This window comes from Sporosarcina luteola (assembly GCF_023715585.1).
GTDB lineage: Bacteria > Bacillota > Bacilli > Bacillales_A > Planococcaceae > Sporosarcina > Sporosarcina luteola_D.
In genome coordinates, this window is sequence record NZ_JAMBOK010000001.1 from 1,719,232 (window position 1) to 1,733,394 (window position 14,163).

Annotated in this window: 16 protein-coding genes; all 16 read right to left on the reverse strand. The window is 48.7% G+C overall.

Annotated elements, in window-relative coordinates; translation table 11 throughout:
• Positions 1 to 9 precede the first annotated feature (9 nt).
• On the reverse strand, positions 10 to 1,311 hold the full coding sequence (murA, locus tag M3193_RS08400; RefSeq protein WP_251626222.1) for a UDP-N-acetylglucosamine 1-carboxyvinyltransferase: 1,302 nt from the start codon (positions 1,309 to 1,311) through the stop codon (positions 10 to 12).
• Between the two features lie 399 nt (positions 1,312 to 1,710).
• A complete protein-coding gene (locus M3193_RS08405) occupies positions 1,711 to 1,947 on the reverse strand; it encodes a DUF1146 family protein (RefSeq protein ID WP_251626224.1) in 237 nt (78 codons plus the stop codon).
• Positions 1,948 to 2,140: 193 nt separating this feature from the next.
• A complete protein-coding gene (locus M3193_RS08410) occupies positions 2,141 to 2,542 on the reverse strand; it encodes a F0F1 ATP synthase subunit epsilon (protein WP_251626247.1) in 402 nt (133 codons plus the stop codon).
• A gap of 23 nt (positions 2,543 to 2,565) precedes the next feature.
• Positions 2,566 to 3,981 (reverse strand): F0F1 ATP synthase subunit beta, encoded by a 1,416-nt coding sequence (gene atpD, locus M3193_RS08415; protein ID WP_251626249.1) that lies wholly within the window; start codon positions 3,979 to 3,981, stop codon positions 2,566 to 2,568.
• A gap of 38 nt (positions 3,982 to 4,019) precedes the next feature.
• A complete protein-coding gene (gene atpG, locus M3193_RS08420) occupies positions 4,020 to 4,877 on the reverse strand; it encodes an ATP synthase F1 subunit gamma (protein WP_251626253.1) in 858 nt (285 codons plus the stop codon).
• 56 nt (positions 4,878 to 4,933) lie between these two features.
• Entirely contained in the window at positions 4,934 to 6,445 is a 1,512-nt protein-coding gene (gene atpA / locus M3193_RS08425; protein WP_251626254.1) for a F0F1 ATP synthase subunit alpha, read from the reverse strand.
• A gap of 23 nt (positions 6,446 to 6,468) precedes the next feature.
• On the reverse strand, positions 6,469 to 7,008 hold the full coding sequence (locus M3193_RS08430; RefSeq protein ID WP_251626257.1) for a F0F1 ATP synthase subunit delta: 540 nt from the start codon (positions 7,006 to 7,008) through the stop codon (positions 6,469 to 6,471).
• Positions 7,005 to 7,535, reverse strand: coding sequence for a F0F1 ATP synthase subunit B (gene atpF, locus M3193_RS08435; protein WP_251627257.1), 531 nt, complete (start codon positions 7,533 to 7,535; stop codon positions 7,005 to 7,007). The genes M3193_RS08430 and atpF overlap by 4 nt, the downstream gene beginning before the upstream one ends.
• Positions 7,536 to 7,726: 191 nt before the next feature.
• Positions 7,727 to 7,951, reverse strand: a complete 225-nt coding sequence (atpE, locus tag M3193_RS08440; protein WP_251626260.1) for a F0F1 ATP synthase subunit C — start codon at positions 7,949 to 7,951, stop codon at positions 7,727 to 7,729.
• A 71-nt stretch (positions 7,952 to 8,022) separates the two neighbouring features.
• Positions 8,023 to 8,733, reverse strand: coding sequence for a F0F1 ATP synthase subunit A (gene atpB, locus M3193_RS08445; RefSeq protein WP_251626263.1), 711 nt, complete (start codon positions 8,731 to 8,733; stop codon positions 8,023 to 8,025).
• A gap of 30 nt (positions 8,734 to 8,763) precedes the next feature.
• Positions 8,764 to 9,138, reverse strand: a complete 375-nt coding sequence (locus M3193_RS08450) for an ATP synthase subunit I (RefSeq protein ID WP_251626267.1) — start codon at positions 9,136 to 9,138, stop codon at positions 8,764 to 8,766.
• 544 nt (positions 9,139 to 9,682) lie between these two features.
• Positions 9,683 to 10,783: a non-hydrolyzing UDP-N-acetylglucosamine 2-epimerase gene (gene wecB / locus M3193_RS08455; protein ID WP_435372036.1), complete on the reverse strand. Its 1,101-nt coding sequence runs from the start codon at positions 10,781 to 10,783 to the stop codon at positions 9,683 to 9,685.
• 56 nt (positions 10,784 to 10,839) lie between these two features.
• A complete protein-coding gene (gene upp, locus M3193_RS08460; RefSeq protein WP_251626273.1) occupies positions 10,840 to 11,469 on the reverse strand; it encodes a uracil phosphoribosyltransferase in 630 nt (209 codons plus the stop codon).
• Between the two features lie 369 nt (positions 11,470 to 11,838).
• On the reverse strand, positions 11,839 to 13,092 hold the full coding sequence (gene glyA / locus M3193_RS08465) for a serine hydroxymethyltransferase (RefSeq protein ID WP_251626276.1): 1,254 nt from the start codon (positions 13,090 to 13,092) through the stop codon (positions 11,839 to 11,841).
• Between the two features lie 44 nt (positions 13,093 to 13,136).
• Positions 13,137 to 13,700: a TIGR01440 family protein gene (locus tag M3193_RS08470; protein WP_251626279.1), complete on the reverse strand. Its 564-nt coding sequence runs from the start codon at positions 13,698 to 13,700 to the stop codon at positions 13,137 to 13,139.
• Between the two features lie 17 nt (positions 13,701 to 13,717).
• On the reverse strand, positions 13,718 to 14,155 hold the full coding sequence (gene rpiB / locus M3193_RS08475; protein WP_251626280.1) for a ribose 5-phosphate isomerase B: 438 nt from the start codon (positions 14,153 to 14,155) through the stop codon (positions 13,718 to 13,720).
• Between the last annotated feature and the right edge of the window lie 8 nt (positions 14,156 to 14,163).

The window sequence follows — 14,163 nt, forward strand, 5'->3', positions numbered from 1 at the left end:
GAGTGCTGTTTAGACGAGTTGCTTCTCTGCTTCCATTTTCGTTTCTTCCGTAGTCACGCGTTCGATGTCTGCACCGAGCGCTTTCAATTTCTTATGGAAATCCACGTAGCCGCGATCCAGATGATCCAGTTCCGTGACGCGTGTAACGCCTTCCGCAACAAGGCCTGCCAAGATGAGGGCAGCTGCCGCGCGCAAGTCCGTTGCCGCAACTTCAGCCCCTTGCAGATCGGAAGGACCTGAGATGATGACTGAACGTCCTTCGATTTTGACGCTCGCGTTCATGCGTCGGAATTCTTCGACGTGCATAAAGCGGTTTTCAAATACCGTTTCCGTGAGCACTCCTGTTCCGGATGCCGTCAGCATAAGTGCCATCATTTGTGACTGCATGTCTGTCGGGAATCCTGGATGCGGCATCGTTTTCAAGTCAACTGCCTTCAAAGGATGCTTCGCACGGATTCGTAAGCCTTCGTCCAATTCCGTGATGATGACGCCCATTTCGCCAAGCTTGGAGATCAACGCTGCGTTATGCTCAGGTACAGCGTTTTCGATTGTCACGTCTCCGCCTGTGATAGCTGCGGCGACCATGAATGTACCTGTTTCGATACGGTCAGGAATGATATGGTGAATCGTGCCGTGAAGCTTCTCAACGCCTTCGATCCGGATTGCATCCGTACCGGCGCCGACCACTCTTCCGCCCATTTCATTGATGAAGTTCGCTAAATCGACAATTTCCGGCTCTTTCGCCGCGTTTTCAATAATTGTCGTACCTTTTGCAAGAGCGGCTGCCGTCATGATGTTTTCCGTTGCACCTACGCTCGGGAAATCCAAATAGATCTTGGCGCCTTTCAGACCATTCTCCGCTTTCGCTTCAACATGTCCATGTCCAAATGTAATTTCCGCACCCATCGCTTCGAACCCTTTCAGATGCTGATCAATCGGACGTGAGCCGATCGCGCATCCTCCTGGCAACGCTACGCGTGCAAAACCGTTGCGCGCGAGCAATGGCCCCATAACGAGAATTGACGCACGCATTTTACGTACATAATCGAAATGTGCTTCACTAGCGAGTTTTTCAGTTGAATCAATGATAACTTGCCCTCTGGATGGATCGTATTCGACCTTCGCATCCAAACTCTTGACTACTTCGTTGATCGTGGAGACGTCCGACAGATTCGGCACGTCGCGAATGATATTAGGACCATCCGACGCGAGCAATGCAGCCGCCAGGATTGGCAGCACCGCATTTTTAGCGCCTTCCACACGTACGTTTCCGTGAAGAACGCGTCCACCATTAATAATTATTTTGTCCACAAAAAGCCCCTCCGACTCAGTATTTATAATATTATCCATAATTTTCCATTGAACTTTTTTCGTCATAAATTAAACATAAAAACACATACTATTCTACAACGCTCTACATTATTAAACAAGTAACTACAGAGCTATTTTCCCGTCTATCTACAAGATAGTCTATAATATGTACCCATTTGTCGTTTTGTGTTCTCTGATGACGTAGGCATTTGCCAAGTGACACTTATGTAATTCCCATAACTTGTCGGAAATTAAACATTTTTTTCTATTTAATGTCATCGCCCCGTTCACATCCAGATGTAGACGCGGCGATGACATGGATTCCGTGGCTTATGAGTAGTTTTGACTGAGACATTAGCCTACTGACTATGTACCCGATTTTCATTCCACCAAACAATGTCAATTAAATAAAGTAGGAATCCTTCCTGACCAATAGGATATGTCCAAAAAGAAATTTGATACGGTCGAACCTATTGCAAAACTCAATAAAATAAAGAGCAATTGCGCTTGAAAAACATGGTGCTTTTTGATGATTTTCTCCGGCATAATTGCCTGCAGTGCATAAAATGACAGGCCAATGAAGAAAATATGCGAGACGATGGCTAGCATCGGGTTGTGTGCAAATACGTCATTCATAGTCCTGCCTCCTTTTTTAAAAACCGGATTTACATACGTGCTTGCCGTGATTAATTAACTCGCAGCGGCGAATCATAAGCGCGGGAACGACTTTCTTGAGCGCTGCCCCACTGTTTATAGGCGAGTGAGTTTGCAAGCAATAAAATGCGGGCAGAAGAAAGACTCCCTCTGCCCGCCAACCCAGTCAAAGCTATTATTTCATTTCATAAACATTGATGCGGGTGATGGCCCGTTTTAGGTCGAGCTCCACCAGTTGAGCTTCAAGTTTATCAGCTTTTGCTTGAAGTGCTTGTTCCGCACGCTTCGCTGCGCGTTTGGCGCGGTCGATGTCGATGTCGGAAGCCAATTCAGCATGTTGTGCTAAAACGGTGACAACATCCGGACGAACTTCGATGAACCCGCCATGGACGGCGACATTTACAGTCGAGTTGTCTTTTTTCAGGCGAAGGGCACCGATTTGGAGTGGTGCAACCATTGCGATATGGCCGGGGAGAATCCCGATCTCACCAGATTCCGTGGCCGCGATCACCATATCCGCTTCAGTTTCACTAACAGGTCCGTCGGGAGTGACGATATTGACTTTGATTGTCTTCATTTGTTTCCCTCCTGATCCTGTTTTTAGACTTCAACGCCCATGCTTTTCGCTTTTTCGATGACTTCTTCGATGCGTCCGACGAGGCGGAATGCATCTTCCGGAAGGTGGTCGTAGCGACCTTCCAGGATTTCTTTGAAGCCTTGGATCGTTTCAGCTACAGGCACGTATGAACCTTTTTGGCCTGTGAACTGCTCGGCAACGTGGAAGTTCTGCGATAGGAAGAATTGGATGCGGCGTGCGCGTCCTACGACAAGTTTGTCTTCTTCGCTAAGCTCGTCCATACCGAGGATCGCGATGATATCTTGTAGTTCACGGTATCGTTGAAGCGTCGATTGTACTTGGCGAGCCACTTCATAATGCTCTTCGCCGACGATTTCCGGGCTTAGTGCGCGTGAAGTGGAAGCAAGCGGGTCAACCGCCGGGTAGATACCCATTTCTGATAGTTTACGCTCAAGGTTCGTCGTTGCATCCAAGTGAGCGAATGTCGTAGCCGGAGCCGGGTCTGTATAGTCATCGGCCGGTACGTAAATCGCTTGAATTGATGTTACTGAACCTACGTTAGTTGAAGTGATACGCTCTTGAAGCTGACCCATCTCAGTTGCAAGCGTCGGTTGGTAACCAACGGCAGATGGCATACGGCCTAGAAGTGCGGATACTTCAGATCCCGCTTGTGTGAAGCGGAAGATATTGTCGATGAACAGAAGAACGTCCGCGCCTTGTTCGTCACGGAAATACTCTGCCATTGTCAAACCAGTCAAAGCAACACGCATACGTGCGCCAGGCGGCTCGTTCATTTGACCGAATACCATCGCCGTTTTGTTGATAACGCCGGAATCCGTCATTTCATAGAACAAGTCGTTTCCTTCACGCGTACGCTCGCCAACACCTGCGAATACGGAGATACCGCCGTGTTCTTGTGCGATGTTGTTGATCAATTCCTGGATAAGGACGGTCTTACCTACACCGGCACCACCGAAGAGGCCGATTTTACCACCTTTGATGTATGGTGCAAGCAAGTCGACAACTTTAATACCTGTTTCAAGGATTTCAACCTTCGTTGAAAGGTCTTCGAATTGTGGAGCGAGACGGTGGATCGGGTCGCGGCGTTCGGATGCCGGAACTTCCTCTCCAAGGTCGATGATCTCTCCAAGTACGTTGAATACGCGTCCAAGTGTCACGTCGCCGACCGGTACCGAAATAGCTGCGCCAGTGTCTGTAACTGCTGCGCCGCGTTGAAGGCCATCAGTGGATGACATTGCAATCGTGCGCACTGAGTCGTCTCCAAGGTGGAGTGCAACTTCAAGCGTCAACGTTTCAGGTTGTTCGTTCGGACGTTGGATTTGGACCTTCAAAGCATTATAGATTTCCGGAAGCTGGCCGTTTTCGAATTTCACGTCAACGACCGGACCCATAACTTGAAGTATTTGTCCGTTACTCATGCTTTTCCCTCCTGACTTACTTTCCCGTTCAAATTGCTTTATTCGAGAGCGGCAACTCCGCCGACGATTTCTGTGATTTCTTGTGTAATTGCTGCTTGGCGTGCACGGTTGAATTGAAGACTCAATGAATCGATCAATTCGCCTGCATTATCCGTTGCAGTCTTCATCGCTGTCATACTGGAAGCATGTTCGCTCGCTTTTCCATCAAGCACTGCTCCGTAGATGAGGCTTTCCGCGTACTGCGGTAGAAGCGTTTCAAGAATCGCTTCCGCAGAAGGCTCAAACTCATACTGGGCAATTGCTGACGCTGATGAAAGGTCCGTGAGCGGAAGCAATTTCTTTTCCGTCACTTCACTGGAGATGGCGGAGATGAAGTGACTGTAATACAAGTACACTTCATCGAATTCGCCTTCTGTGAACATGCCAACAGCTCGATTCGCGATTGCTTTTATTTCATCGAAAGAAGGGTGGTCCGATACGCCGATGAGGCTTTCAACAACTTCATACCCGAGGCGCTCGAAAAACTCGAGCCCCTTGCGTCCGATGGCGACGATTTTCACGTCATCCTTCGAAGCGTGGCGCTGCTCGATCGCACGTCTCGCTGCACGGAAGATGTTGGCATTATACCCACCTACGAGACCGCGGTCCGAAGACACGACAATGTAAGCTGTCTTCTTCACGGGACGGTTGACGAGCATCGGATGACCGGAGCCGCTCGTCGCGCTTGCGATTGCGCCGACCACTTCCTCAATTTTATCCATGTACGGCACGAACGCTTTCGCATTCATTTCCGCACGGGTCAATTTGGAAGCCGACACTAATTGCATCGCTTTTGTAATCTGACTCGTCTTCTTTGTCGATTTAATACGGTTTTCAATATCGCGTAATGATACCACTGGCAATTCACCACCTTATTGTTTAATTAGATCAGAATCCATATATACGGTACGAATTAAGACTCGGACGGTACGAAGTTCTTCTTGAATGCGTTAATTGCATCTTTCATCACTTCATCAGACGGAAGGTCTTTTGTCGTACGGATATGATCGAACACTTCAGTGTGGTTTGACTCGAGCCAGCTTGTGATTTCAGCTTCGAAACGAAGGATATCATTTACTGCGATATCGTCAAGAAGTCCGCGTGTCAACGCATACAGGACGACAACTTGATATTCAACTTTCAATGGCTTGTTCAAGTCTTGCTTCAATATTTCAACTGTGCGCGCTCCGCGTTCAAGTTTCGCTTTCGTCGCTGCGTCAAGGGATGAGCCGAATGCTGCGAACGCTTCTAGCTCACGGTATGCTGCAAGGTCAAGACGGAGTGTACCCGCAACCTTTTTCATCGCTTTGATTTGCGCGGAACCACCTACACGGGATACGGAAAGACCGGCGTTGATCGCTGGACGTACACCCGAGAAGAATAGATCCGACTGCAAGAAGATCTGTCCATCCGTGATGGAGATAACGTTCGTTGGAATGTAAGCGGAGATATCTCCAGCTTGTGTTTCAACGAATGGAAGTGCAGTGATCGAACCTGCGCCCAATGTATCGTTCAACTTCGCTGCACGCTCGAGTAGACGGCTGTGCAAGTAGAATACGTCACCAGGGTAAGCTTCACGGCCTGGAGGACGGCGAAGTAGCAAGGAAAGTTCACGGTAAGCAGCCGCTTGTTTAGAAAGGTCATCGTAGACCACAAGGACGTGCTTGCCTTGGAACATGAATTCTTCCGCCATCGTCACACCAGTGTATGGTGCCAAGAATAGCAATGGAGCCGGTTGTGAAGCGGATGCCGTAACGACGATCGTGTAGTCAAGCGCGCCGTTCTTACGGAGTGTTTCAACAACCCCACGTACTGTGGATTCCTTTTGTCCGATAGCAACATAGATACAAATCATATCTTGGTCAGCTTGGTTCAGAATTGTATCGATGGCAACAGTCGTTTTACCTGTTTGACGGTCACCGATGATCAATTCACGCTGTCCGCGGCCGATCGGCACGAGTGCATCGATCGCCTTGATGCCTGTCTGCAATGGCTCATGAACGGATTTACGTGCCATGACGCCTTGGGCAGGACTTTCGATCGGGCGGGTTTTCGTTGTTGCGATCGGGCCCAATCCATCTACTGGCAAGCCGATTGCGTTCACGACGCGTCCAATCAATTCCTCACCGACAGGAACTTCCATAATACGGCCAGTCCGACGTACTTCATCGCCTTCTTTGATATCTGTGTATGGTCCGAGGATAACGATACCTACGTTGTTCGCTTCCAAGTTTTGAGCCATACCCAAGACACCTGTGGAGAACTCAAGAAGCTCTCCGGCCATGACGTTGTCGAGGCCATGAGCAAGAGCGATACCGTCACCGATTTTGATAACCGTACCGACTTCGCTTACTTCCATCTCAGACTGATAGTTTTCAATCTGCTGCTTTATCAGCGTGCTGATTTCTTCAGCTTTGATGCTCATGTATGTCACCCCTCAATTTCAAATTAGGATCCGATCAAACTACGTTGCAGTTTTTCAAGCTTCGCGCTCAAGCTGCTATCGTAAATCTGATTGCCGATTTGAAGGCGTACGCCCCCGATCAAGCTTGGATCGATGATATTTTCAATGCGTAAAGAATGTTTGCCGATCTTTTTTGCGAAAGTGGCCGAAAGGGCGTTTGTCTCTTGCTCCGTCAACGGGCGTGTCGAGTATACTTTCGCTTCTGCGATTCCTGCAGCATTATCTGCAAGTGCGAGGAATTCTTCGAAGACATTTTGCGCTTCATCCATGCGCTTCGTATCAAGAAATACGTATAACGCATTCAATACGAGCGGATTCGCGCCTTTAAAAATGCTTGCGATGAGTTCCTTCTTCTTTGTTGATGATAATCTCGGAGAATCCAATAGCTCACCAAGATCTTTATTGTCACGGAACGCACTCACCAATTCTTTCATTTCTTCCTGAATTGAACCGGTTTGTCCATGTTGTTGAGATAGTTCGAATAAGGCTAGCGCATAGCGTTTTGCTACGACGGAGTTGCTCATCGGCTTTCGCCTGCCTTCACAATCGTTTCTTCAATCAAAGCACGGTTGTCTTCCTCGGAGATTTCTTTGCCAAGTACTTTGGACGCCGCCAAGATTGAAAGCGATACGAATTCTTCGCGGAGGGCTGCAACTGCCTTTTCCTTCTCTGTCGCGATTTCAAGAGAAGCGGATTCTTTCATCCGGTTCACTTCTGCGCGCGCTGCAGTCACCAGTTCTTCACGTTGTGTTTCACCTTGCTTACGAGCATTTTCAACAATCGATTGTGCGTTTTCACGCGCTTCTTTTAAAAGGGCACGCTGCTCTTCCAAAAGTTTGTGTGATTCCAAGCGGCTTTTCTCGGCTGCTTCGATTTCGTTTGCGATCAACTCAGCACGTTGATCCATAATTCCCATAAGCGGGCCCCAAGCGAACTTTTTAAGGAGCACCATGAGGACTGTGAAGAATAGGACTGTGACGATGATGTCGCCTAGATTCAAGCCATTCGGGTTATTCAATGATGACAAAAATCCTCCGCCGTTTGCGGACAATAGGATGAAGGTGTTTCCTAACACGATTGTTTCACTCCCTTCAAGAGCTCATGTCAATTTTCGTTATTGTATAGAAAGAACGTCATTCTTAATTTTCAACTTCAAATTAGCTGTTCAAACATCAGTTGTTACATAAATGAATGGCGAAGGGCAGTTAGCCGCGTTCTTCGCCATTTAAAATTGTGTATCGATTATTTGTTCATTACGATGAACGCGATAACTGTCGCGATGATCGGTAGGGCCTCAACTAACGCTACCCCGATGAACATTGTTGTTTGAAGCATACCGCGAGCTTCTGGTTGACGAGCGATGCCTTCAACTGTTTTTGAAACGATCAAACCGTTACCGATACCTGCTCCAAGTGCGCCAAGACCGACTGCAAGTGCTGCTGCTAATAGACCAACTGAACCTACCATGTGTAATATCCTCCTAAAATTTCATGTTTTTTTATTGTTGTTTATCAACCCTGAAAAGGGGCACTATATGTTTAATGATCCGTTTGGACTTTGTGCGCCATGTAGACCATCGTTAACATAACGAAGATGAATGCCTGGATCGCTCCGATGAAGACTGAGAAGCCAAGCCACGCGAGTGACGGGATCAATGCTCCGATAAGACCGAATGCACTGCCAGCCCCGAGTGTCGCAAGAAGTCCGATAAGGATCTCTCCTGCGAAAATGTTACCGTAAAGACGAAGACCGAGTGTCAACGTGTTTGCAAATTCTTCGATGACTTTAAGCGGTGCCAAGAATGGCATTGGCTGAAGATACGTTTTGAAGTATCCTTTCACACCAAGTTGCTTAACGCCGTAATAGTGAGTTAAAATAACAACCATCGCAGCGAGCGTCATCGTAATGACGGGATCGGCTGTCGGTGATTTCCACCAAAGCTCACCTTTCCATTGGATTCCAAACGGGAGACCGAGCATGTTTGCAACGAAGACGAACATGATCAATGTAATTCCAAGTACGTGGAATCGTCCGCCAGTTTTCCAGTCCATATTGTTCTTGATAATCCCTTTGACGAAATCCATGATCCATTCCATGAAGTTCTGCATGCCTGTCGGTTTGATCTGCAAATTGCGCGTCGCGATGACGGCGATTAGGAAAACGACCAGACATGTGACAAAGAGCATGAGGATGTTTGCCGGGTTAAAGTGTAATCCGTATAAGTCCCAATCCGGATTTCCATGGTTCACGTTTCGTTCACCTCCCTTATGCGTGTCAGTTTAGAAATGCTTTACGTGGACTACGATTCTGTCGACGAGCAATAGAACGTATGGAATCATCAGTCCGATCACTGTACCGATCAGATCGAATTTCTCCGGCATCGACAACGCAATCGCTGCCGCCGCCACACCGGATCCGAATCGCATTGCGGTTCCTCCGATTGACTTTGTTTCTAACCCCTTCGAAATGTTCTGATCAAATCTTTCCATTCTACGGACAAGAATCCAGAAATTATACAGTCCGAACAAGGAACCTAAGATTAATCCACCAAAAACCGGTTTGAATGCACTAAAAGCCCATCCGATGACAAACAGTGCGAGCAAAAAAACGAGAGCAATTTTCTGCCTATTAAAGATCTGTCGCAAAGTATGCATGATGGGTGATTCTCCTGATTCGTATTTTCCGGGTCTGGCGATTTCGAGATGAGGCAAGTGTACAGCGGGAGCGCCAAACGGTTTGACCCGTTTCCCTTACTAGGGTTTGTACTGATAGAGACTCCGAAAAAGGTCGAAACCTGTCGAAATTTGTGAATTGCCGTAAGCAACTGACCACCAGGAGGCGTTGCCATTCAGCACGCTCAAGGAGCCCCTCGTGGAACGGCGTCAATGAACGATGATAGAATCGCCTTGAACCTTGCCATCGAGGCGTTTATCATATGTATAGTTCCCTATCATTCTTACCCTTTGTTAGCATACAATAGGGGCATTTTGATGTCAATTGATTCCCGTGAAATTCTTCACAAAGTCTTCATGTTGTCAAATAATAGACATATTTGCACAATTAATTATGTCAGAATGAAGAAATGAGGGATTTCCCTCAGTTTGACCCGATGAAAAAATCCCTCAATGGCTTTATTTTACGTACTTTATCAATAAATGTGCATGCGTTGTTCAATATGCACAAACGTGTCGACGCATGTCAGTTCGTGGAGGAAAGATATTCCTTTAATGCGCTGACAATTCGTTCGGATGCATGGCCGTCACCATATGGATTGGAAGCTTTCGCCATGGCGTTGTATTCCGCTTCATCGGATAACAGCGTGTCCGTCAAGTTGAAGATCGTGTCTTCGTCGGTTCCGGCAAGTTTCAGCGTGCCCGCTTCGATGCCTTCCGGACGTTCGGTCGTATCGCGAAGGACGATGACCGGTTTGCCGAGCGAAGGCGCTTCTTCCTGGATGCCGCCTGAATCGGTAAGGATAATGTGCGAGCGTGCTGCGAAGTTGTGAAAATCAACGACTTCAAGCGGTTCAATCAGATGAACCCGCTTGTTCGAGCCGAGGATTTCGTCCGCCACTTCACGCACGGCGGGATTCATATGGACCGGATAGATGACTTGGGTGTCCGGATGCTTTTCCAAAATCCGTACGATGGCACGGAACATATTGCGCATCGGTTCGCCCAGGTTTTCGCGACGGTGCGCGGTAAGAAGGATAAGTCGATCTTCCCCGATCTTGTCAAGGATCGGGTGGTTATAATCTTCCTGCACTGTCGTCTGAAGTGCGTCAATCGCCGTGTTCCCCGTAATGTAGATTCGGTCTTCCTGTTTGCCTTCATTTAACAGGTTCTGCGCAGACTTTTCGGTCGGCGAGAAATGAAGGTCGGCAAGGATGCCTGTCATTTGGCGGTTCATCTCTTCCGGGTACGGGGAGAACTTATCCCATGTACGGAGTCCCGCCTCGACGTGGCCGACTGCAATCTTATTGTAAAACGCGGCAAGACCGCCGATGAATGTCGTCGAAGTGTCGCCATGGACGAGGACGATATCCGGCTGGGCCTCTTTCATAATTTGGTCGAGCCCTTCGAGTCCGCGGGTCGCGACATCTATGAGCGTCTGACGGTCTTTCATAATGTTCAAATCAAAATCTGGTGTGATGTTGAATGCTTGTAAAACCTGGTCGAGCATTTGACGATGCTGCGCCGTCACCGTGACAATCGATTCGATCTCCTCCGGGTGCTTTTGCAGTTCGAGCACGAGCGGCGCCATTTTAATCGCTTCCGGCCGCGTACCGAATATCGTCATCACTTTCCATTTCTTTTTCAATCCATTCACGCCTTCCAAATTATTGTGTTCCTTTATTATTTAGTTCCAAATAGGCGGTCGCCTGCGTCACCGAGTCCAGGAACGATATATCCTTTTTCATTCAGTTTTTCGTCCATTGCGGCAATGTATACGTCGATGTCAGGATGTGCTTCCGTGAACACCTTTACGCCTTCAGGAGCTGCAATCAAGCACATGAAGCGGATGTTTTTTGCACCGCGTTTTTTTAATGAATTCACTGCCTCTACCGCCGTGCCGCCTGTTGCAAGCATCGGGTCGATAAGGATGAATTCACGCTCTGATACGTCGGAAGGTAGTTTCACAAAATACTCGACCGGCTGCAGTGTTTCCGGATCGCGGAACAAGCCGATATGCCCGACTTTCGCTGCCGGAATCAATTTTAGAATGCCATCGACCATGCCGATGCCTGCACGCAGAATCGGTACGATCCCCAGTTTTTTTCCTGCCAATACGTTAGATTTTGCTGTCCGGACCGGTGTTTCCACTTCCACTTCCGTCAGCGGAAGGTCGCGGGTGATTTCATACGCCATCAGCGTCGCCACTTCGTCGACGAGCTCGCGGAACTCCTTCGTTCCCGTATTCACGTCACGGATATGTGTCAATTTATGCTGGATAAGCGGATGATCGAATACATGTACTTTTGCCATTGCTAATCGCTCCTTTTCGGAATGTCCTGTACATTATAACAGAAAGCTACAGATTCAAACATTGTGGAGTGAGAATTATGATGGATGTTGTTGAATAGGGAATTGTTTGAGGATTGGATTAGTTAACACCATTAAAAATAGAAGAGAAATCCACTTTACATATCGCGGATGACTTCTAGTAGCTGGCTTCTTCATATCGCGCTAAGTGCTTTTGACAATTAGTAGCACTTTGACGGGGGCAGATTCGTGTTCTTGAGCGAGAGCGTGGACTTCTTGAGCGCGAATCCAATTTCTTGAGCGCGCCCACTATTTAACCATGAAAAAATCCCCGTTCTCGCGCAGAGAGCGGGGATTTCCTCAATGAATCAATTATGCATACAACGGGAAGCGGTCTGTCAACGCTTTGACGCGCTCAGCAGCTTCTTTTTTCGCAGCTTCGTCTTCGTGGTTTTTCAATAGGTTTGCAATGATGGAACCGATCTCCTTCATTTCTTCCTCTTTGAAGCCGCGTGTTGTGACGGCTGGAGTTCCGATACGGATGCCGGATGTGACGAATGGGCTTTCCGTGTCGAATGGAATTGTGTTTTTATTGACAGTGATGCCGACTTCATCTAAAACGTGTTCAGCGATCTTGCCTGTGATGCCGAGCGATTTCAAGTTGACGAGCAACAAGTGGTTGTCCGTTCCGCCTGATACGATGTCGACGCCTTCAGCCTTTAAGGATTCCGCAAGGGCCGCAGCATTTTTCTTCACTTGCTGGATATGCGATTTAAACTCAGGCTTTAGGGCTTCGCCGAATGCAACCGCTTTTGCAGCGATAACGTGCATCAATGGACCGCCTTGGATGCCAGGGAAGATCGTTTTGTCGATCTTTTTGCCGAATTCTTCAGCGAATTCCTCGTTGACGAGGATCAAGCCGCCGCGTGGTCCGCGCAATGTTTTATGCGTAGTTGATGTAACAAAGTGCGCGTACGGTACCGGATTCGGATGCTCGCCGACTGCGACGAGGCCGGCGATATGCGCCATGTCGACCATCAAGTATGCACCGACTTCATCCGCGATTTCACGGAATTTCGCGAAGTCGATTTCACGCGGATATGCGCTTGCGCCTGCAACGATCAATTTCGGCTTATACTCAAGCGCTTTTTGACGGACGTCTTCGTAATCAATGCGCTCGTCCTCTTTGCTGACGCCGTACTCGACGAAATTGTACAGCTTACCGGAGAAGTTCACCGGGCTGCCGTGCGTCAAGTGACCGCCGTGGGAAAGGTTCATGCCGAGGACAGTGTCGCCCGGCTCAAGAATTGTGAAATAGACAGCCATGTTCGCTTGCGCACCGGAGTGGGCTTGGACGTTTGCATAGCCTGCGCCGAAAATTTCTTTCACACGGTCGCGCGCGATGTTTTCAACGACGTCGACGTGTTCACAGCCGCCGTAGTAGCGTTTGCCCGGATAGCCTTCAGCGTATTTGTTCGTCAAATAAGAGCCTTGCGCTTCCATGACCGCTTCCGTCACAAAGTTTTCGGATGCGATCAATTCGATATTGGCGTTCTGGCGGTTCTTTTCCGCCATGATTGCTTCGTAGACAGCTGTATCTTCACGTTTCACATTGCTTAAATCCATGATTCCATTTCCCCTTTTCTAAGTTAATTTTATCTGCAGATCCATCAGTCTTCCACAGGAAGTTTGTAGATCGCCCGCTCGCCGCCGATCAATTTCGGACGGGTTGTCGCCACGGTGACGACTGCATCCCCGATCTTGTCGATGGACGTGCGCAGCGGAACGGCGACCGGCTTCAAGTGCATGCCGATCAACGTCTGGCCGATGTCTATCCCTGCATTCGCACGGATGGACTCGACGACGACCGCGTCTTCTAAATGCTCGAATGCATATGTAGACATCGATCCGCCCGCATGCACCGCCGGAATGACGGATACGGAGTCGAGATTCGCTTTGTCCGCGGCTATGCGTTCGATTGTCAAGGCGCGGTTGATATGCTCGCAGCCTTGGAATGCCAACGATAGGGCATGCTTCTTTGCGAATGCTTGCAGCGGTCCGAATAAAGCTTCGGCGACTTCAAGCGCACCGCCTGTCCCGATTCGTTTGCCGGCGATTTCGGATGTCGAGCAGCCGACGACGAAGAATGTGCCGGGCGTAAAAGTTGTCTGCTCTTCCATTTCCGATAGAAGCTGTTCAAGCTGAAGCTTCCATAAATTCAATACATCATCCATTGGCTTGCTCACCTCACTTAATTTTCAAGTTCTGACAATTTGGCGATGCGGCGCTCGTGGCGGCCGCCTTCGAATGAAGTGTCTAGCCAAGCTGTCGCGACTTCCCTTGCCAGGCCCGGTCCGATGACGCGTTCTCCCATGGCAAGGATATTCGAGTCATTATGCCCTCTCGTCGCCTTCGCGCTGAAGACGTCGTGGACGAGTGCACAACGGATACCTTTCACTTTGTTCGCAGCGATCGACATGCCGATCCCTGTGCCGCAAATGAGGATGCCCCGGTCGAACTTCCCGCTTGCGACGCCATCCGCTACAGGTTTGGCGAAATCCGGATAATCGACCGATTCATCGGAGTTCGGACCGAAATCTTCATAGGCCAGCCCGAGTTCCGATAATAAGTCCATGATTTCATGGCGCAGGCGGTTGCCGCCATGATCCGAAGAGATTGCGATTTTCATTGCGTCCC

Coding starts and splice junctions, on each gene's coding strand:
- M3193_RS08405 (WP_251626224.1), bottom strand. CDS start 1,947: ATGAATGACGTATTTGCACACAACCCGATGCTAGCCATCGTCTCGCAT.
- M3193_RS08410 (WP_251626247.1), bottom strand. CDS start 2,542: ATGAAGACAATCAAAGTCAATATCGTCACTCCCGACGGACCTGTTAGT.
- atpD (WP_251626249.1), bottom strand. CDS start 3,981: ATGAGTAACGGACAAATACTTCAAGTTATGGGTCCGGTCGTTGACGTG.
- atpA (WP_251626254.1), bottom strand. CDS start 6,445: ATGAGCATCAAAGCTGAAGAAATCAGCACGCTGATAAAGCAGCAGATT.
- M3193_RS08430 (WP_251626257.1), bottom strand. CDS start 7,008: ATGAGCAACTCCGTCGTAGCAAAACGCTATGCGCTAGCCTTATTCGAA.
- atpE (WP_251626260.1), bottom strand. CDS start 7,951: ATGGTAGGTTCAGTTGGTCTATTAGCAGCAGCACTTGCAGTCGGTCTT.
- M3193_RS08450 (WP_251626267.1), bottom strand. CDS start 9,138: ATGCATACTTTGCGACAGATCTTTAATAGGCAGAAAATTGCTCTCGTT.
- wecB (WP_435372036.1), bottom strand. CDS start 10,783: ATGACGATATTCGGTACGCGGCCGGAAGCGATTAAAATGGCGCCGCTC.
- upp (WP_251626273.1), bottom strand. CDS start 11,469: ATGGCAAAAGTACATGTATTCGATCATCCGCTTATCCAGCATAAATTG.
- glyA (WP_251626276.1), bottom strand. CDS start 13,092: ATGGATTTAAGCAATGTGAAACGTGAAGATACAGCTGTCTACGAAGCA.
- M3193_RS08470 (WP_251626279.1), bottom strand. CDS start 13,700: ATGGATGATGTATTGAATTTATGGAAGCTTCAGCTTGAACAGCTTCTA.
- rpiB (WP_251626280.1), bottom strand. CDS start 14,155: ATGAAAATCGCAATCTCTTCGGATCATGGCGGCAACCGCCTGCGCCAT.